This window comes from Spongiactinospora sp. 9N601, from assembly GCF_044326295.1.
Lineage (GTDB): Bacteria > Actinomycetota > Actinomycetes > Streptosporangiales > Streptosporangiaceae > Spongiactinospora > Spongiactinospora gelatinilytica.
Genome location: NZ_JBIRBB010000008.1, coordinates 207,805 through 226,387 on the forward strand (window position 1 = coordinate 207,805; position 18,583 = coordinate 226,387).

Below are 18,583 nucleotides of genomic sequence, written 5' to 3' on the forward strand. Positions count from 1 at the left end.
TCGGACGGGATACCGTCGCTATCGGGCCGCATGGTCACAACTGGCATACCAGAACGTCCTCGAAAGACGTCCAGGAGGCGGTGTCGGATCGGGGCAGCGGTGTTCGTGGCAAAGGAGAGACGCCGCCCACCAGGGACGCCCCACCCACAGGAGATGATCCATACGATGCAATACCTGGTATCCGTGATCGACGACAAGACCGGCTCCGCCACCCTGGCCGAGATGGCGGCCATCTACGCCTACAACGACCGGCTTCAGGCCGAGGGCCACTGGGTCTTCGCCGGCGGCCTCGCCTCGCCCGAGGCGGCCACCGTCATCGACAACCGCGATGGCGAGGCGATGTTCACCGACGGGCCCTTCCTGGAGTCCAAGGAGTACATGGCCGGCTTCTGGATCATCGAGGCCCCCGACCTCGACGCGGCGCTCAAGCTCGCCGTCGACGGGTCCAAGCACTGCAACCGGAAAGTCGAGGTGCGGCCGTTCCTGGGCGAGTGAGCGGGGTCGACGTCCGGGAGACGATCACCCAAGCGCACAAGGAGGAGTGGTCGCGGGTGGTCGCCGCCCTGACCAGGCGTTTCGGTGACCTCGACATCGCCGAGGAGGCGGCGGCCGAGGCGTTCGCGACCGCCGTCCAGCGGTGGCCGGCCGACGGCGTGCCGCCCAATCCCGGCGGCTGGCTGACCACCACCGCCAACCGCAAGGCCATCGATCGGATCCGGCGCGAGAGCAGGCGCGACGACAAGCACAAGGAGGCTCGGATGGTGTACGACGACGACCTACCGGAGCCTGTCGGCGCCATCGACGACGACCGGCTCCGGCTGATCTTCACCTGCTGTCACCCGGCGCTGGCGATGGAAACCCGTGTGGCGCTGACGCTGCGCATGGTCGGCGGTCTGACCGTGCCCGAGATCGCCCGCGCCTTCCTGGTGGCCGAGACCGCCATGGGGCAGCGGATCACCCGCGCGAAGGCCAAGATCAAGGCGGCGTGCATCCCCTACCGGGTACCGTCTGCCGAGGATCTCCCGCGGCGCGTCCCCGGGGTGCTCGCCGTCCTGTTCCTGGTGTTCAACGAGGGCTACCTGGCGACCGGCCTCGACACCGATCCGGTACGTCCCGGCCTGACCGCCGAGGCGATCCGGCTGGCCCGCCTGGTCCGTGCCCTGATGCCGGCCGACGGTGAGGTGGCCGGGCTGCTGGCGCTGATGCTGCTCATCGAGGCCCGCCGCCCGGCCCGGGTCTCGACCAGCGGTGAACTGGTCGCCCTCGATGAGCAGGATCGTGGGGCCTGGGACGCGGCGCTGATCGCCGAGGGCCACCGGCTGGTGCGCGAACGCCTCGCCGCTGCCGCCGCCGGGGAGGCTCCGGGCCGCTACCAGATCCTCGCAGCGATCAACGCCGTGCACACCTCCGCCCGCGACATCCGCGACACCGACTGGTCACAGGTCCTCGCCCTCTACGACCAGCTCGTCCGCCTCGACCCTTCACCGATCGTCGCCCTCAACCGGGCCATCGCCCTCGCCGAGCTCGACGGCCCGCAGGTGGCACTGGCGGCCGTCGACCGCCTTGAGGACAAGTTGGCCGGCTATCACGCCTACCACGCCACCCGCGCCGACCTGCTGCGCCGGCTGGGCCAAAGCCGGCAGGCACGCGCGGCCTACGACAAAGCCATCGAGCTGGCGGGCAACACCGCCGAAATCGCCTACCTGGCACGCCGCCGCGACCAGCTGATGTAGTGCCCGCCGCCCGTGCATGCGTGGAGATGGCACCCCGGCAGTCGACGAGAAGCGCTTGCCTCCCGCTCCACTACGGCGTGGCGGGGCCAGCCGTCCTCATGGGCCCGGGACTCCTATAGCTACGGCGAGCCGCAAGGTGGGTGGTGATCCGTGGTCTACCTAGGGTCTTCTGCGCCGTGGATGATGCGGTGGATGGTGGAGCGGCCGACGCTGTATTCGGTGGCGAGGTCGGCGAGGGAGACTTCGCTTTTGGCGTAGCGGCGACGGATGGATCGTCGGCGGGTGCGGGGAGCTTGGGCTGCTTGCCCTTGAGCTTGCCGTTCTTCTTGGCCAGGGCCATGCCTTCGCGGGTGCGCTGGTGCCCGATGTTGGCTTCGAACTCGGCGACCATGGCGAGGGTCTGCAGGAACAGTCGGCCGAAAGGGTCGCTCCAGTCGTGGATGGTTGCGCCGACGCCGAACAGGACACCCCGGCCGGACAGCCCAGTGAGGATCTCGTTGGCCTCGGCCATGTTGCGGGCGAACCGGTCGAACTTGGTGACGGTGAACACCGACCCGTCCCAGACGGCGGCGAGGGCCTGGTCGAGGCCGGCGCGGTTGCGGCGGGTGGTGCCGGAGAAGCCGCGGTCGATGTAAATGCGGTCGGCGGGGACGCCGAGCGCGCCCCCCTCACCGGAACGAAGTCCGGAACACCTTTACGGAACACCCTGACCTGGGGCTCGATCCCGAACACCCGGTGTTCCGTTGGAGGATCCCCAAGCGGAACAACCCAATCATGATCGTTCTCAGCGCCAACCGCTGTTCCTGGATTCCTCAACCCCGGTTCCCGGCCGGGCAGGCCGAGCAGTCCGCCGAACCCGTCCCGGGCTCGGCATCCGGATCGGTATGCCCATCGCCGCGATGCTCTGGAAGGCGTGCGAACGCTGCCGCCGGCACATCAAGGCCAACAAGTGGGCGGACCTGGCCCGCGAGTGCGGATACCCGGAAGGCAGCAACGGGTCCCTGGCCTGGGAAGGCTTCCGGGTCGCGCGGCTCCCCGGCCCCCGGCTGCGCCTGGCCGCTGGTGCCGCACAAGCTGCCCACCGTGCACAAGCACGTCCGCGACGCCTGGGAGCAGGGGAAGCTCGCCTTCGCCGACCACGTCCGCGAGCGCCTGGAGCGTGCCGCGCTGCTCGTGGAGCTCGACGGGCACCTGTACGTGCGCTGCGGCCAGGACGGCGACGACACCTGGCTTGTCGAGAACGTCGGCCAGGAGATCGTGGCGCCGTTCAGCTTCCACCTGGAGGGCCGCAGCGTCCGCCTCACCTTGCTCCCCGCCCAGCTGTAGCCCCTCGTTCGGTTGACGACGGACTGTCCCGCCGGGGCCGCTGATGGAAGACTGCGGGCCGTGTCTGGGTTCGCGAGAGATCCGAAGTACTACGGTTCTCCAGACACTCAGATGCGTCTCACCTACTGGTGCCGTCGTTTCAGGAGCCTGTGCGCGAGGGTGGCCACGGGAGTTTGGGCGCGTTCTTCGTCGTACACATGACGATGTGCGACCCGTTCCAGGTGAAGGCGATCGGTACGTTGCGCGGGGTTCCGTCCTTGGCGACATAGGCCAGGCGGGTCACGTCATGGGCCAGCAGCTCCTGGCTGATCGGGTGGTTCAGAACGTCGATGATCTCGTTCGGCTGCATGGTTCGATTTCTCCTTCTCAGCGCAGTTGCTCGGCCAGTCCGACGATGATGCCCTCCGGGCCGCGGATGTAGCAGAGCAGATGGCTGTCCTCGAACCGGGCGATCTCGCCGACGAGTTCGGCGCCGTGAGGGCGCAGGCGGGCAACGGTGTCCTCGAGGTCGTCGACGGCGAACATGACGCGGTGCGTGCCCAGAATGTTGTGCGGCCGGTTGCGCGGCCCGGCGCTGATCACCGCGGGGCTGCGGTACTTCGCCAGCTCGAGCCGGCTGTGACCGTCCGGGGTCCGGACCATCGCGATGTCACAGCGGACGCCGTCGAGTCCGGTGCACTGGTCGGCGAAGAGGCCCTCGACCTCCGCCCTGCCCTCCAGCTCCATACCGAGTTCCACGAAGAACGCGATGGCGGCATCCATGTCCTCGACGACGATGCCGACGTTGTCCATCCGCTGAATCGCCATGCTGGTTTCTCCTTCTTCCTCGTGCGGCCGGTGGTGGCCGCTGATGTCCCTGGGACGGAGCCGGTGGCGCGTTCTCGACATCTTCAGACCGCCGAACTCCGAAAAATCTGGATCGCGCCTCAGCACCGCTACAGCAGACCCGCGAGCCAGGCGCCACCACCGAGGGTGAGTGCCGCGCTTGCCGTGGCAGACGTCCCTCGCGAGCTTGTGGCGCGACTCCTGCACGGTGAGCTGGCGGTTCATCTGCCGGCGGTAGGTGTCGTCGACCGGGTCGACCATCCGCAGCACCTGCTCGGCCTCGGCAGGTGCCCAGGCGCAGCGCCGTCCCGTACTTGATCATCTGGTCGTACTGGCGGCCGATGGGCCCCCGTCGGTCGGTGGTCTCGTTTCGACAGCGCCCTCCCTCCCCTGATCAACTTTCGGGAATTGACATTCTCGTTGGTTGAGCCGCCGATACCGCGACGCAACAGATCTCCTTTTTTGAATTTGAATTTCTGGAAAATCAAGCTGCTACGCTACCGATGTGACCACGAAGACCAGTGGCGGTGCGCGGCCGTGTAAGCACTGTGGTGCGGTGATCGAGCAGCGGCATGGACGAGGCCGGCCGCGGGAGTACTGTCCGCAGAATGACTGCCAGGCCGTGGCGAAGCGGGAGCGGGAGTTGCGGCGCGCCACCCCCGGGCTGGAAGGGACCCTGGCCAGGGTCGAGGATCTCTACGACCGCATGGAGAAGGGGCTGGCCGCGGCGATCACCCCGCTGGCGGAGGTCTTGGCGCAGGAGTTGAGCCCGGCCGGGGTGGAGGCCAAGGTCAGTGCGATCCATGCGGAGGCGCACACCCGGGTGGCCATCGCCCGCACCGAGCGAGAGCAGGCGTTCGAGCAGGTACGGCTGGCCCGCGAGGCCACCGAGCACGCGCGGCGGGAGCGTGCGGCGATGCGGGAAAGCGAACTACGGGCCCTCGCCGACCGGGACGCGGCGCTCGCCGACGCCGAGACCGCGCGTGAGCAGGCGCTGGCCGCGCTCCGCGAGGCCGCCACGACCGAACGCCGTGCCAAGCAGGCCGCGCAGGAGGCCGAACGCCGAGCCGATCAGGCGGAGCGGGCGCGCGACGCGGCACGACGGGAGATGGCCGAGAAGGTCGAGACCGCCGAGCGCGTACGCGACGAGATCGCCAGAGAGATGGCCGAGCGCGTGGAGGCCGCCCGCGCCGAGGCGCGGCAGGCGACGGAGGAGTCCGCGCAGGCCGCCGATGAGGTACGGCTGGCCCACGCGGAGCGTGACGCGGCCCGTGACGACGCGCTCACCGCCCGGCAGACCGCGCAGGACGCCGAGCGGGCCACCGCCGCCGCCCGCGCCCAGGCCCAGGCCGCCGAGGCCGAACGCGACAGGGCGGTCTCCCGGGCGGAGGCGGCCGAGCAGGGGCGCGCCGAGGCGCTGTCGGAGGCGGCGGAGTGCCGGGCGCAGACCGTACAGGCCAGAGAGCACGCGGCCCTTGACCAGCGGCGTGCGGCGGAGGCGGAACAGGCACGCGCCTCGGCCGCGGCCGAGGCCGAACGGCTCACCATGGACCTGGCCCTGGAACGCGCCCGCGTCGCAGACCTGCGCGGCGAGCTGGCAAGGGTCCGCGCCGAAGCCGACGCGCTACGCGAACGCGCCGTGGCCGCCGAACTCCGCGCCACCACCCCTGAGCAGCCCGGCCCCACCCCCGACGGTCGCTGATGCGCACTCAGCGCGCCAGCTAGGGAATGGTCATGGTGCGTGGAGCGGCATTCGACAGCGCTCTTCGGCTGGGTGCGGGCCAGTACCGCCGACCGTAGTCAGGGCGCGGGGTCGCATGCTCGCTTTGGGTTGCGTCCGTGCTGGGTTTGACCTTGACCTTAGGTCAGGGTGGACGCTGAACGAGTGACCGACTTCAACTCCTCCTGGGCCGGCATGGTGCCGGTCGACGACACCGCGCTGGCCGTGACCGACACCGGCGGGCCCGGCCGCCCCGTGATCTATCTCAATGGCCAGTTCGCCAGTCAGGCGTACTGGCGGCACGTCATCGCCGATCTCGGCCGCGACTACCGGCACATCACCTATGACATGCGGGCCCGCGGACGATCAAAGCGTTCGGCCGCGGCCGCTTCGTTCGAGACGCACGTCGGTGACATCGACGTCGTCCTTGCGGCCAGGGGCGTGAGCCAGGCGATCGTGGTCGGCTGGTCCTACGGCGCGGCGGTCGCGGTGCACTGGGCCGGCCGGAATCCGGACCGCGTCGTGGGAGTGGTGCCCGTGGACGGCGCCTACCCGCACGACTATCCCGACGCTCCCCCGGAGCGGGTCCGGCGGTTTTGGCGCCGGGCGCGTTTCATGCTGCCGGTGATCGCCAGGCTGGGCATGGCCGCGAAGATGTCCGCCGAGCAGCATGCCCAGAGCAACATCGAACTCATCGAGATCAGCGCCGCCCTCGACCCGGTCCTGGACGGTTTGACCTGCCCGGTCCGGTACGTGGTCGCCACGGGCGCCAACCTCGGAGGCGGCCATGATGAAATGGAAAGCGCGCGTGCCACCCTCACTCCGGTGCTCGCCCGCAACCCGAACATCAAGAGCACGAAGGTCGCCGGCAACCACAGCAAGATCTTGCGCAAGGACTTCCGGGCGATCGCGGACGCGGTCCGCGGGCTCCCGGACATCCCACGATCACGAGGTCGGCAGAGCATATGACGGATGGCGTCACGATCGGCCAGGCGGCGGCGTTCGCCGGTATCACGGTGAAGGCCATCCGGCACTACCACCAGCACCGGCTGATCGACGAACCCCGGCGCGACGGTTCCGGCTACCGGCGTTACGGATCGGCCGAGTTGCTGCGGCTGGTCCAGATCCGGACGCTGGCCGCCGCCGGCGTACCGCTGGCCGAGATCCGGGCGATACTCGACGCCGATCCCGACCGGTTCGCCGCCGCGCTCGTCGATGTCGAACGACGCCTCACCGAGCGGATCGACGATCTGATCGCGCGGCGTGGGACGCTGCGCCGGCTCGCCACCGGCGACCGGGCCCTGCTGCCCGATCGCGCTCTGGCCCTCCTGGACAGGGCCCCCGATCTCGGCTTCACCCCGGACGATGTGACGATGGCCCGGGAGGGCCTGGTACTGATCAAGGCCCTGGTGCCGGAGGGCTTTGACGACTACGTTGGCCGGATCGAGCGCGCCCTCGACGATCCTCGGTACATGTCCCTGGTCAGGCGCATGTGGCGTGCCGCCGATTGGGAGCCGGACGACCCCCGCATCGAAGAACTCGCCTCGGCCATCGCCGACCACTTCCGTGCCCATCCCGCCCTGCTGCCCATCCCGGCCGGACTCCGGGCCCGCGCCGACAGTGCGATCCGGTACAGCCTGCTCGCCCACCACGGGCAGGAGCAGAAGCCGGCCTGGACCCGGCTGACCACGTTGATCGAGGCGCGTCTACGTTCGGCGGGCATCGACATCGCGGACCAGACTCCCCTTGACTGAGCCGTCCTGGCGGAAGATGATCGCGACACCCAGCCCCGCGCCGGCGGGCACGAACATCTCCCCGGGGCCGGTCCGGGTGACCGGCACGTCGTTGCCGCGCAGGAGCTTTTCGGTGGCGGAAAGGTCGCGTACGGACACCGCGTACGCGACGAACGCCGGCAGGGCCGCCGGGCGCTCCCCGGGCAGCAGGCCGGCGAGCGCCGATGCGGTCACGACGGTGACATCGGCCCCGTCGAAACGCGTCGCCCGGCCATCTCGCGCCGGGCCGAAGTAGCTTCCGTAGCGGCGCTCCACCTCGGGAAGCGCCGTGTCGGCCACGCACAGCACGCATTCGACCAGCCCCGTCGAGCCGTTGGGGTGGTCTGTGTGTTCCTGGGGTGCGTTGACCGGTGTGTTCTCGGCGAACCCGATCCTGCCTTCCGGCACGCGCCCTGCCGACCGGCCGGGGCCGGAGATCTCCAGGTAGCGGGCAGGTTCCATCGTGGTCCCCTGGGCGGTCTCGATGGGCCGCTGGATGTCGTGTACGCCACCATGGCCGACCCCCTCGGCCGTCAGCCGCGCGGCCACGCGGTCGATGTCGGGCGTGTCGGCGATCATTATGTGCACGCCCTGGAAGCGCTCCAGAAAGGACGTGATGTTGGCCGCGGTCGCGCGGATGGCGGCCCGGAGCCCGGCGGCCTTGTCGGCGGGCACCCGCAACGGGATCGGGCGCGCGCCGCCGGGCGCACGGCCGGTGTCACCGATGACCGCCACCAGTTCGACGAAGCCGTGCGGGAAGTACACATGGGCGTTGACCACCCCGAACGGCTCGGCAGGGCCTCCCGGTGCCGCCGGCATGACGGGATAGGTGGGGGCGGCGACGGTGAATCCGAGCCGCCGGTACCGCTCCATCGCCTGGTCCATGTCGCGCACGATGTGGCCGACGTGGTGCAGGCCGTTGGTGTCATGGCCCATGGCGGGACCTCCGGGTGATTGTGAGAACTTACTATCTTTTGAGAGTAAACCATCATTTGGGAGTGCGCAGTAGGATTCTTCCGTGGCTGAGATCGGACTACGCGAGCGCAAGAAGGCCAGGACCAGGGAGACGATCCTGCGCGAGGCGTTCAGGCTCTTCCGGGAGCGCGGCTACCACGCCACCACCGTCGAGCAGATAGCCGAAGCCGCCGAGATCTCCCCCGCCACCTTCTTTCGCTACTTCCCGACAAAGGAGGATCTGGTCACCCTCGACCGCTTTCCGCCGTTGGTCGAGGCGCTGGCCTCCCAGCCGCCGGGCGCCCCGGTCACCGTGCTGCGCGGCGCGTTCCGCGCGGCGTTCGCCGCCCTGTCCGCCGAAGAGATCGCGGCGGGGCACGCGCGGGAGGTGTTCGCGGCCACCGTGCCCGAACTGCTGGTCGCCAACCTGCGCAGAAGTCCCGGCCTGATCGGCGAGGTCTGCGCCATCGTGGCGGACCGGGCCGGATGCGCGGGGGACGACCCGCGTGTCCGGAACGCGGTGGGGGCCGTCTTCGGCGTGGTGGCCATGGTGTGGGCCCAGTGGGCGGGGAATTCCGGCCTGGACGGTCCGGTCGAGATCGACAAGGCGCTCGCGCACCTGGAGTCGGGCCTGGGCCTGTAGACGGGGGTGGACCTGCAGTGGAACCGTTTCGTACGGTAAGGGCTTTCCCGCAGGCCAGAAGCGGACGCCTGACGGGGCGGTCAGGGCCGTTAGCGTACGTTCCCGTTCCGGCGCAGCTCGCTTGTGATCATGATTTCGGGGTGGATCGGCTGATGGGGTGACGCCTGGTGACTGTGATCTTCGTGTCCGGAAGTCCTCAGTAACGGACAAGATCGAACGTAGGCGATCAACACGAACGCGTGAACCCTAAGTAACGGTCCGATCGCTTACCGTCCGGCTTGTGACTCTTGGGTTCTATGGTGCGGGCTATGCCGGTCGAGTTCCTCAGTGATCAGGAAGCAGCTGCGTATGGCAGCTACGGCGCCTCGGTGTCGCAGGCAGATCTTGAGTCGTTCTTCTACCTCGACGACGCCGATCGCCGGCTGATGGTGAAGGCGAAGCTGAGGGGTGATCACAACCGCCTTGGATTCAGCATCCAGCTCACCAGCGTGCGTCATCTCGGCCGGTTCCTGAGCGATCCGCTGCAGGGGGTGCCGACCGAGGTCATCGACTTCCTGGCCGGGCAACTCGGGGTGGCCGACCCTTCGTGCATCAAGCGGTACGCCCGGCGCGAGCCCACCCATCGTGAGCATGCCGGGACGATCCAGGAAGCGCTGGGCCTGAGGGACTTCACCGCGGCAGAGGCCGACCTGTCCGAGTACGTGGCCCGGCGGGCGTGGATCACCGGGGACGGGCCCAAAGCGATCTTCTTCGACGCGCTGCGGTGGCTGCGCGAGCAGCAGGTGCTGCTGCCGGGACTGTCGCGGCTGGCCCGGCTGGTGGCGCGCGAGCGGGAGGCGGCGACCCGGCGGCTGTGGGAGGCGCTGTGTGCGGCATTGAGCGAGCAGCAGCGCCGTGAGCTGGACGCGCTGCTGGTGGTGCCGGCGGGGAGGCGGATCTCCCAGTTGGAGGAATGGCGGACCGGTCCGGCGCGGGCCTCGGGCCCGCAGATGGTCAAGGCGCTCAGCCGGGTCGCTGAGATCATCGCCTCGGGCCTGTCACGCGTGGAGCTGGATGTCACGGTGACGCCGCGGCGGCTGGCCGAGCTGGCCCGGTACGGGATGGGCGCCGATGTGGCCCAGCTCAAGCGGCACCGCGACAGCCGGCGGCTGGCCACGCTGGTGGCGACGGTGACGCAGTTGGAGGCCACCGCCACCGACGACGCCCTGGAGCTGCTGGAGCTGCTGTGGACGACCGAGCTGGCCGGCAAGGCCCGGACCGAGGCCGACAAGGGGGTCATCAAGAAGCATCCGCGGCTGGCCAAGGCCTCGGCGGTGCTGGCGGTGGTGGCCCAGGTGCTGCTGGAGGCCCGGACGTGGGGGGAGGAGGACCAGGTCCGGGTTGCGGAGGTGTGGGAGGCGATCGAGGCGCGGATCGCCCGCGAGCAGGTACGGGCCGCGGTGGCCACCGTGACCGGGATGCTGCCGCCGCCCGAGGCGGCGCCCGAGGGCGACTGGCGGGCCGAGCTGGCCAAGAGGGCCTCCACTGCGGTGGGGCTGTGCCGGACGCTCACGGCCACGATCACCTTCGGCGCGAACGCCCGAGGCGCGCCGGTGCTGGCGGCGATGATCGCGCTGGGTGAGCAACTGGGCACCGAGGCGCGCTGGAGCGTCAAGAACCCGCGCATCCACCCGCACGTGGTGACCGGCCCGTGGAAGCACCTGGTGTTCGGCCATCCGGCCCGCACCGACGGGTCGGTGGAGCGGGGCGCCTACCTTTTCTGCCTGCTGGAGCAGTTCTGCCGGCATCTGAAACACCGCGACATCTACGCCGAGGCCTCCACCCGTTACCGCGACCCGCAGGCCCGGCTGCTGGACGCGGCGGTGTGGGAGGCGGTCAAGACCGACGTGCTGACCACCTTGGACCTGCCCGAGGATCCCGACGCGCTGTTAGCCGCCCACGCCACCGCCCTGGATGGAGCCCTGCGCTACGTCGGCAGTCGCCTGGTGGCCAACACCGACGTGCGGGTGGACGGACAGGGGAAGATCCACCTCACGAGCGACAAGGCGATCAAGGAGCCGCCGTCGCTGATCGATCTGCGCAAGCGGGTGGCGGCCATGCTGCCCCGCATCGACATCGGGGACCAGGTCCTGGAGGTGATGGGCTGGGTGCCGCAGTTCCTTCCCTCGCTGACCGCCCTGTCCGGCGGGACGAGCCGGATGGCGGACCTGAACGTCACCGTGGCGGCCTGCCTGACCAGCCAAGCCCTCAACATCGGATACGGGCCGGTCTCCAGCCCCGGCGTGCCCGCGCTGGACCGGCGCCGGATCGGGCACGCCGGCCGCACCTACCTGCGCGCCGCCGCCTACACCACCGCCAACCCGCACCTGATCGAGGCCCAAGCCGCCATCGGCTTTGCCCAGGCGCTGGGCGGCGGGATGGTCGCCGCGATCGACGGCATGCGCTTCGTCGTACCCGTCCCCTCCCTGATGGCCAAACCCAACCGCAAATTCTTTGGCCCGAAACGCGGCATGACGTTCCTGAACATGATCAATGATCAATGATCAATGATCAATGATCAAGCGTTCGGCATCGCGCATAAAATCGTCGCGGGCACCGACCGGGACTGCCTGCACGCCATCGACTTGTTCTTCGGCTTCGGCGCGGCCGAGTTGCCGGAAGTCCTCGTCACCGATACCGGATCCTATTCGGATCTGGTGTTTGGAATCGCGCATCTGCTGGGCGTGGACTATCGGCCGGCGCTGGCTGACCTGCCCGACCAGAAAGGGTGGCGCGCCGATAACGGGGCCGACTACGGCCCGTTGAACACGTTCGCCAGGGGAAAGTTGGACCTGGGCAAGGTGCGGCGACACTGGGGGGAGATCCTCCGGTTGATCGCCACCATCTACACCAGCAAAGTTAGCGCGTCTGACGTGGTCAGAGCGCTGCAGCGAGACGGGCACCCCACCGCCCTTGGTGAGGCGATCGCGACCTACGGCCGCCTCTTCAAAACCCTCCACATCCTATCGGTCATCGACAGTGAACCTTATCGGCGCGGCATCAAAGGCATGCGCAACCTCCAGGAAGGGCGCCACGCACTAGCGGAGAAGATATTTCACGGCCGCCGCCGTGAAGTGTTCCAGCGATACCGGGAAGGCATGGAGGACCAGCTGGGCGCTTTAGGTATCGTTTTGAATTGCGTGGTTCTGTGGAATACGGTCTACATTGACGCCGCGTTGAACACGTTACGCGCCCAAGGATATCCCGTGCGGGATGAAGACGTCGCCCGCCTCAGCCCTTTCATGCGGAAACACATCAACGTCCACGGGAAATACTCCTTCACCGCGGTGGATCCCGCCGACCCCGCCAATGGCGCCGTCGCAACCCGGCAGCTGCGTGACCCCGACGCCCGCGACGAAGACGAGGAGGACTTCGATGAGGACGACTCCTGGTAGAGGTACTGGTGAGGTCGCCTATTCAGCTGTCGCGAGTTGTCGTCGCACTCGGGCCTGATGGCAGGTCCAGCCGAGATACGGGGAAATCCGGCCGTGAGTCGATCTTGACGGCCGTTTCCGCAGGCAAGCGCACAGTCAGCAATCAACCGTGATCAACTTGAGGGCATCTTCCTTGTCCTTGTCGGACGGCAAGCTGTAGCGGCGGGTGGTTTCCAGGCGGGCGTGGCCAAGAATCTCAGCGACCAGAACCAAGTCGGTTTTGCCGCGGACCAGTGTGGTGGCGAGCGTGTGGCGCAGGACGTGCGCTGTGGTGGGATCGTCCAGCCCGGCCGTCTGGGCGATCTCGGCGATGATGCCGCCGGCGGCGCGGGCGGTCAGCCGTCCGCCTTTGGCGTTGAGGAACAAGGCTCGGCTATCGCCGGCGTGGGGCCAGTTGGGGCGTTCGTCAAGCCAGAGCTGCAACTCGCTGCGGAGTTTGGGGTGGATGTCGACCTCGCGGAACTTGCCGCCCTTTCCGTACAGGCGCAGCTTGCCCTTGCGGGCCGACATCTGGACGTCGCCGACGTCGAGCCGGGCGACCTCGCTGATGCGGGCGCCGGCGTAGTACGGGATCAGCGCGATGCACCGGCCCCGGGGCGACAGATGCGCCTCCACGGCGCGCAGCCAGCGGATGCGGGCGCGCTCGGCCAGCGCGCGCGGCGCGCTCTTGGGCAGGTCTTCGCGGCCGACGTCGGCCTTGCCCAGACCCCGGCGGACGTGGAAGTCGTCCAGCGCGGTGAGGACGGAGTTGACGTAGACGCGGCTGCGCCTGGCCGGGCCGTCGCGCAGCAGCCACATGCGGTAGTCGCGCACAGCCTAGTCCCGTGCCTGCCGATCGGCGAGGGGATCGGCGGAGTAGGTGGCGGCGTGGTCGGCGAGCCAGGACAGGAACATGCGCACGCGGGAGCGGTAGGTGCGCCGGGTTTCGGCCGACAGCGGCGCGCGCTCCAGCGCCGTGGCGTACTCACCAAGGACGGTCTCGTAGCCGGGCAGCAGCCGGGTCGGCCGGGCGCCCGGACGACGCTTCGTCATCTCGGAAGCGGATCCGGACTCCTGAAGAGATCCGGATTGCGCAATCTCGGAAGCCACACCTGGGAGTGTACTTCCGAGATGACGTCAATCTCGGAAGTACGGCGGATTCGTCCGGCGATTAATGCAGTGGGGCTCGTAGTCCGGGAATGATCACGCAGTGCGGGATCACGGGTTGTGGAAGGTGACTTCGGGGTTGGCCGGAGTGGGGGCGTCGAGCAGGGGTTGTTTCGTGCCCTTGAGGTGCTGGTCGAAGAAGGCCGCGACGTAGGAGCGGGTGAGCGCTATCCCGCGTTCGGCGGCGATGGTGTCGGGGGACGGCGTGCCGATTTTGCTCTTCGGGATGGCCAAGTCGGTGAAACTGTCGTGCTCGGCTTGGGCGACGGTGAGCCAGCGCTTCCATCCGTGCAGAGCCTGCCAGGTGTTGTCCCAGGTGTGGTCCTTGCTGGGGCTGTGGTCACTCTGGCTCCCCATCAGCAGGAAGGGACGCTTGCCGAGGCCGGTGGCGGGGAGGGTCGCGTTGATGGTGCCGTCGAGGTTGATCCCGGCCTTGACCCGTGTGTCGGTCAGCATGGTGGCGGAGGCGGCGTCGCCGCCGAGTGAGTGGCCGGCCATGCCGATGCGCTGGGGATTGATCAGGTTGGCGCGTTTCCAGGCTGGGTGGCGGCCGGTCAGCCGGTCCAGGACGAAGGAGATGTCCTTGGCGCGGTTCTTGGTGATGGTGGCCTTGCCGCCCTCGGGGGGTTTGGTCTGGTCGCATAGGGGTGCGCAGGTGAGCAGGCCGACGCCGGGGAAGGTTGTGCCAGAGGATTCGTAGGCGTGGTCGACCGCCGCGACGACGTAGCCGCGGCTGGCCAGGTCCTCGGCGAGAGAGGTGAGGCTGGCGCGGGGCAGGCCGAGGCCGGGTGAGAGGACCACCAGCGGGTGGCGGCCGTTCTTGGGGCGTGTGCCGGTGTGGGCGTAGGTGCGGATACCGCTGATGATCTTAGCGGGCAGGTTGGTGCCAGGAGCCTTGCGTTGCAGGAAGGACGCGGCCTCTTCGAGGGTCATGTAGGAGGCTGGGTCGCCGGCGGCGGAGCGGGCGGGATAGTACATCGAGACCATGAGCCGGCGTGGCCCTGATTCCGGTACCCAGGGGTCCTTGCGGCTCTTGTCGACCAGGTACAGGATGTCGCGGCCGACCGGATCGGGACCGGTGGGGCGAGGCAGTTCCAGCCGGAGGGCGGCCGGCGACGTGGTGGCGGCGGGGCTGGGTTGCGTGGCCGACCCGGTCGTCGTGGCGCAGGCGGTGGCGGACAGGGTGAGGCAGACCGTCAGCGGAACGGCCAGCAGGCGCGGGGACATCAGAGTGTTCACCGGTTCCTCTCGAACGTGGTCAGACGTCGCGGCGGCGCACGACGAGCAGGGTGAGGACGGCGGCGGCCAGCGGCCACAGCGCGAAGACGGCCCAAGAGCCGGCCACTGTGGGCAGGGCGGGGTCGTCGCGGAGTTGGGGCAGGCCCAGGCAGGTGCGCCAGACGTAGAAGGGGACCAGGGCATAGAGGTCGTTGAGCCATTGGTGGACGGTCGGCCGGAAGAAGGTCGGCACGATGACCAGTACGGCGCAGACAGTGACGACGGCGCCCGCGGTGTGCCGCAGCAGCGCGCCGACTCCCATGCCGATCAGCCCGGACACCGGAGCGAGCAGCGCGTTGGCGGCCAGCACGCGCAGTACGCCGGGGTCACCGAGCGAGACGGCGACGCCGCGGCCGGACAGGATGGCCTGGCTGACGCCGAAGGTGGCCGCCGAGACGAGGGCACCGGTCGCGAACATGACGCCGCTGACGACGATGAGCTTGGCGGCCACGACACGGTGCCGGGCCGGGACGGCGCTCAGGGTGGTGCGGATGAGGCCGGTGGCGTACTCGCCGACGATCGTCAGCGCGCCCAGGGTGCCCGCGCCGATCATGAGCATGGTGGCGGACAGCCCGCTGAACGCCTCCGTCAACGGGCTGAACCTGGCCTTCTCCATCGCCGGGAAGCCGGGCCAGTCGTGGTAGGCCTCCAGGCCGCTTTGGACGGCGAAGGCGACGATGGCCAACGTGCCGAGGCCGAGCAGCCAGCGGGTGGAGCGCAGCGACCACAACTTGGTCCACTCGGCGGCCAGCAGATCGATCATCGCCGATCACCGGCCGGAGGCGTCGCTCGGTAGTCGGCGCTCTCGGCAGTCAGCTCCATGAACGCTTCCTCCAGCGAGGCTGACTGTGGAGCAAGTTCCCGCAGCAGGATGCGCCGCTCGAAGGCGAGTTCGCCAATGCGGGCAGCGCTCAGCCCCGTGACGCTCAGCGTGTCGCCGCCGTCCCGCCGTACCTGGCCGGCCGCCTGCGTCAGCACGGCGGCCAATTCAGCGGTGTCCGGCGTGCGTACGGTGACCGACGCGCCGGTGCCTCGGGCGGCGAACTCGGTCAGGCTCTCAGCGGCGATCAGTTCGCCGCGGCCGATGACGATGAGCCGGTCGGCGGTGTGCTCCATCTCGCTCATCAGGTGGCTGGAGACGAGCACGGTGCGTCCTTCGCCGGCCAGGCGCCGGAACAGGCCGCGTACCCAGCGCACCCCTTCGGGGTCCAATCCGTTGACGGGCTCGTCGAACAGCAGCACCGGCGCGTCTCCGAGCAGGGCGGCGGCGATGCCGAGCCGCTGCCGCATGCCCAGGGAGAACCCGGCCACCCGGCGGCGGGCCACGCTCTCCAGCCCCACGTCCCGCAGCACCTCACCCACCCGGCGGCGCGGCAGGCCGTTGCTGCGGGCCAGCGCGGACAGGTGCGCCGCGGCGCTGCGCCCGCCGTGCACGTCGTTGGCGTCCAGCAGCGCTCCGGCGTGCCGCAGGCCGGCACGATGCCGGGCGAACGGGCGGCCGTCGATGGTGGCGCTGCCGCTGGTGGGCCGGTTCAGCCCGAGGATCATCCGCATTGTGGTGCTCTTGCCGGCGCCGTTCGGGCCGAGGAACCCGGTGACGTAGCCCGGCCGCACGGTGAAGGTCAGGCCGTTGACGGCCGTCACCTCGCCGTAGCGCTTGGTCAGTCGGTTGACTTCGATCACCCGCCCCACGGTGTCGCGGACCGGGCAGGCGGGACATCTGGCTGTGGGCGGGGTTCCGGGCGGGAGGGGGTGGCCTGCGGGCATAGGCCGGCAGGCCGATGCCCGCAGTGGAAACCGATGACTACGATCGACCGGGTGCGCGATGAAATGCCCAGGCCACCCTTGTCCCAGCGGCTGCCGCATGGTGTGCGGACGGTGCTCACCTGGTGTGCCGTCGTGGCCTTCCTGCCGCTGCTGTACGCCGTGACGCTGGCCGATGACGAGAGTCTGTTGCCCGTGGGTGCGATGCACGCGGGTTTCGCCGCCGCATTGGCGTTTCCTCTAGTGTGGGCCCGGCGGCGGCCGTGTGCGGTGCTGGCTGTGCTGCTGGCCGAACTGCTCGTGGCCGTGGCGTTGGCGCAGCCCGCGGAGCGGGTCTGGCCGCTGCTGCCGGTGGCCGATCTCCTGGTCTGTTTCATCACGGCCACCCGTTCACGCCGTACCGGCCTGGCCGCGGCGGCTACCACGTTGATCGTCCAGGAGGCGGCCTGGCACGTGGCTCTGCTGGCTCAGGGGTTGCGTGTCTTCGCCTCGGGTTTCCTCGCGCTGTCGGTCCTGCTCGGCCTGGGCGTCGTGGTCGCCTGGACGGCGGGCACGGCGCTGCGGCAACGACGCGAGTACGGCCGGGCGCTGCGTGCGCAGGCCGAGCTTGCGGCGGTCACGGCCGACAGGCTGCGCATCGCGCGCGAGCTGCACGACATGGTCGCGCACAGCATCGGCGTCATCGCCATCCAGGCCGGCGCGGGCGCGCGGGTGATCGACAGCCGACCGGAGCAGGCGCGGGAAGCGCTCGCCGCGATCGAGGCCGTCGGCCGGCAGACCCTGCGGGGACTCCGGCACCTGCTCGGCGTGCTCCGCGAGCCCCCCGCCGCCTCGGAGCCGGAACCGGCGCCCTTGGCGGGGCTGGCAGACCTCGACCGGCTCGCCGAGACGACCGCAGCCGCCGACGTCCGCGTGGACGTGCGCCGCCAGGGCAAGCCACGCGGGCTGCCCCCAGCCATGGACCGGTGCGCCTTCCGCATCATCCAGGAGTCGGTGACCAACGTCGTTCGCCACGCCGACGCCCGCCACTGCCAGGTCGTCCTCGACTACACGCCCGACGAACTACGCATCGACATCACCGACGACGGCACCGCCACCACAGCAGCCTCGCGCGGCAGCGGGTACGGGATCGCCGGCATGCGCGAGAGAGCCGCTCTGCTGGACGGCCGTCTCAGCGCCGGACCACGCCCCGAGGGCGGCTTCCGCGTCACCGCCACCCTCCCGCTACCAAGTCCCGCCTCAGCGCGGGGGCACGCCCAGACCGCTCACGTGGAGGCACGTTGACCATCCGCGTTGTGCTCGCCGACGACCAGCCGCTGATCCGCGCCGGTCTGCGCATGGTCATCGATGGCACTCCTGACGTCGTTGTCGCCGGGGAGGCCGGGACGGGAGCCCAGGCGATCCAGCTCACCCGGCAGCTACGTCCCGACGTGGTCGTCATGGACATCCGCATGCCCGGCATGGACGGCATCGAGGCCACCCAGACCATCACCACCGAAGCCCCTGACACCCGCGTGATCATGCTCACCACGTTCGACGACGACGGCAACGTCTACGCCGCGCTGCGGGCCGGGGCGAGCGGGTTTCTGGTCAAGGACATGGCGCTGGAGGATATTCTGTCCGCCGTCCACGTGGTCGCCGACGGCGACGCCCTGATCGCGCCCAGCGTCACCCGCCGCCTCATCGCCGAATTCGCCGGCCGCCCCGAACCTCGCCCACGGCCGCGCGAGTTGGCGGGCGTCACCGCGCGAGAACGCGAGGTGCTGACCCTGGCCGGGCGCGGCCTGTCCAACGCCGAGATCGCCGCTCACCTGCACATCAGCCCCGGCACCGCCAAAGCCCACATCGCCAGCCTGCTCGCCAAACTCAGCGCCCGCGACCGCGTCCAGCTCGTCATCGCCGCCTACGACGCCGGCCTGGTATCCCCCGCTCCATGACGATCGATAACG

General features: G+C 69.6%; 18 protein-coding genes and 2 pseudogenes. 10 read left to right on the forward strand and 10 right to left on the reverse strand.

Translation table 11 applies throughout. The features are described from left to right. The first annotated feature begins 165 nt into the window (after positions 1-165). Complete coding sequence (locus tag ACH34R_RS20855; protein WP_397563126.1) at positions 166-495, forward strand: YciI family protein; 330 nt, start codon at positions 166-168, stop codon at positions 493-495. Continuing rightward, entirely contained in the window at positions 492-1,733 is a 1,242-nt protein-coding gene (locus ACH34R_RS20860) for an RNA polymerase sigma factor (RefSeq protein WP_397563127.1), read from the forward strand. Before ACH34R_RS20855 ends, ACH34R_RS20860 begins: the two co-directional genes overlap by 4 nt. Positions 1,734-1,803: 70 nt before the next feature. On the opposite strand, the gene ACH34R_RS20865 is transcribed toward ACH34R_RS20860, so the two are convergent. Beyond that, on the reverse strand, positions 1,804-2,370 hold the full coding sequence (locus ACH34R_RS20865; protein WP_397563382.1) for a recombinase family protein: 567 nt from the start codon (positions 2,368-2,370) through the stop codon (positions 1,804-1,806). 446 nt (positions 2,371-2,816) lie between these two features. Here ACH34R_RS20865 and ACH34R_RS20870 point away from each other — a divergent pair, with 446 nt between their 5' ends. Further along, entirely contained in the window at positions 2,817-3,059 is a 243-nt protein-coding gene (locus tag ACH34R_RS20870) for a hypothetical protein (protein ID WP_397563128.1), read from the forward strand. Positions 3,060-3,198: 139 nt separating this feature from the next. Here the strand turns inward: ACH34R_RS20870 and ACH34R_RS20875 are convergent, their stop codons facing one another. The 3 genes and pseudogenes from ACH34R_RS20875 to ACH34R_RS20885 form a co-directional block, all read right to left on the reverse strand. Further along, a complete protein-coding gene (locus ACH34R_RS20875) occupies positions 3,199-3,408 on the reverse strand; it encodes a hypothetical protein (protein ID WP_397563129.1) in 210 nt (69 codons plus the stop codon). Positions 3,409-3,425: 17 nt separating this feature from the next. Beyond that, positions 3,426-3,947: a VOC family protein gene (locus tag ACH34R_RS20880; RefSeq protein WP_397563383.1), complete on the reverse strand. Its 522-nt coding sequence runs from the start codon at positions 3,945-3,947 to the stop codon at positions 3,426-3,428. Between the two features lie 75 nt (positions 3,948-4,022). Further along, positions 4,023-4,145, reverse strand: a pseudogene (locus ACH34R_RS20885) (Tn3 family transposase); the annotation flags it as partial. A gap of 361 nt (positions 4,146-4,506) precedes the next feature. Between ACH34R_RS20885 and ACH34R_RS20890 the strand changes: the two are divergent. From ACH34R_RS20890 to ACH34R_RS20900, 3 genes are all read left to right on the forward strand, one after another. Beyond that, positions 4,507-5,586 carry a hypothetical protein gene (locus ACH34R_RS20890; RefSeq protein WP_397563130.1) on the forward strand — a complete coding sequence of 360 codons (1,080 nt, stop codon included), beginning with the start codon at positions 4,507-4,509 and terminating at the stop codon, positions 5,584-5,586. A gap of 168 nt (positions 5,587-5,754) precedes the next feature. Then, positions 5,755-6,573 (forward strand): alpha/beta fold hydrolase, encoded by an 819-nt coding sequence (locus tag ACH34R_RS20895; RefSeq protein ID WP_397563131.1) that lies wholly within the window; start codon positions 5,755-5,757, stop codon positions 6,571-6,573. Then, complete coding sequence (locus ACH34R_RS20900) at positions 6,570-7,358, forward strand: MerR family transcriptional regulator (RefSeq protein ID WP_397563132.1); 789 nt, start codon at positions 6,570-6,572, stop codon at positions 7,356-7,358. Before ACH34R_RS20895 ends, ACH34R_RS20900 begins: the two co-directional genes overlap by 4 nt. Here ACH34R_RS20900 and ACH34R_RS20905 read toward each other — a convergent pair. Continuing rightward, on the reverse strand, positions 7,311-8,312 hold the full coding sequence (locus ACH34R_RS20905) for a VOC family protein (protein ID WP_397563133.1): 1,002 nt from the start codon (positions 8,310-8,312) through the stop codon (positions 7,311-7,313). The genes ACH34R_RS20900 and ACH34R_RS20905 overlap by 48 nt on opposite strands. Positions 8,313-8,394: 82 nt before the next feature. On the opposite strand from ACH34R_RS20905, the gene ACH34R_RS20910 reads away from it, so the two are divergent. Both ACH34R_RS20910 and ACH34R_RS20915 read left to right on the forward strand, forming a co-directional pair. Next, positions 8,395-8,973, forward strand: coding sequence for a TetR family transcriptional regulator (locus ACH34R_RS20910; RefSeq protein WP_397563134.1), 579 nt, complete (start codon positions 8,395-8,397; stop codon positions 8,971-8,973). Positions 8,974-9,281: 308 nt separating this feature from the next. Further along, positions 9,282-12,407 (forward strand): annotated as a pseudogene (locus ACH34R_RS20915) (Tn3 family transposase). A 135-nt stretch (positions 12,408-12,542) separates the two neighbouring features. Here ACH34R_RS20915 and ACH34R_RS20920 read toward each other — a convergent pair. From ACH34R_RS20920 to ACH34R_RS20940, 5 genes are all read right to left on the reverse strand, one after another. Then, entirely contained in the window at positions 12,543-13,259 is a 717-nt protein-coding gene (locus tag ACH34R_RS20920) for a tyrosine-type recombinase/integrase (protein ID WP_397563135.1), read from the reverse strand. Between the two features lie 3 nt (positions 13,260-13,262). Next, positions 13,263-13,478, reverse strand: a complete 216-nt coding sequence (locus tag ACH34R_RS20925; protein ID WP_397563136.1) for a hypothetical protein — start codon at positions 13,476-13,478, stop codon at positions 13,263-13,265. A 165-nt stretch (positions 13,479-13,643) separates the two neighbouring features. Continuing rightward, positions 13,644-14,831 carry an alpha/beta hydrolase family protein gene (locus tag ACH34R_RS20930; protein ID WP_397563137.1) on the reverse strand — a complete coding sequence of 396 codons (1,188 nt, stop codon included), beginning with the start codon at positions 14,829-14,831 and terminating at the stop codon, positions 13,644-13,646. 19 nt (positions 14,832-14,850) lie between these two features. Further along, positions 14,851-15,633, reverse strand: a complete 783-nt coding sequence (locus ACH34R_RS20935; RefSeq protein ID WP_397563138.1) for an ABC transporter permease subunit — start codon at positions 15,631-15,633, stop codon at positions 14,851-14,853. Next, positions 15,630-16,553: an ABC transporter ATP-binding protein gene (locus ACH34R_RS20940; RefSeq protein WP_397563139.1), complete on the reverse strand. Its 924-nt coding sequence runs from the start codon at positions 16,551-16,553 to the stop codon at positions 15,630-15,632. Before ACH34R_RS20940 ends, ACH34R_RS20935 begins: the two co-directional genes overlap by 4 nt. 117 nt (positions 16,554-16,670) lie before the next feature. Between ACH34R_RS20940 and ACH34R_RS20945 the strand changes: the two genes are divergently transcribed. Both ACH34R_RS20945 and ACH34R_RS20950 read left to right on the forward strand, forming a co-directional pair. Continuing rightward, positions 16,671-17,918: a sensor histidine kinase gene (locus ACH34R_RS20945; protein ID WP_397563140.1), complete on the forward strand. Its 1,248-nt coding sequence runs from the start codon at positions 16,671-16,673 to the stop codon at positions 17,916-17,918. Continuing rightward, positions 17,915-18,571, forward strand: a complete 657-nt coding sequence (locus tag ACH34R_RS20950) for a response regulator (protein ID WP_397563141.1) — start codon at positions 17,915-17,917, stop codon at positions 18,569-18,571. The genes ACH34R_RS20945 and ACH34R_RS20950 overlap by 4 nt, the downstream gene beginning before the upstream one ends. Positions 18,572-18,583 lie beyond the last annotated feature (12 nt).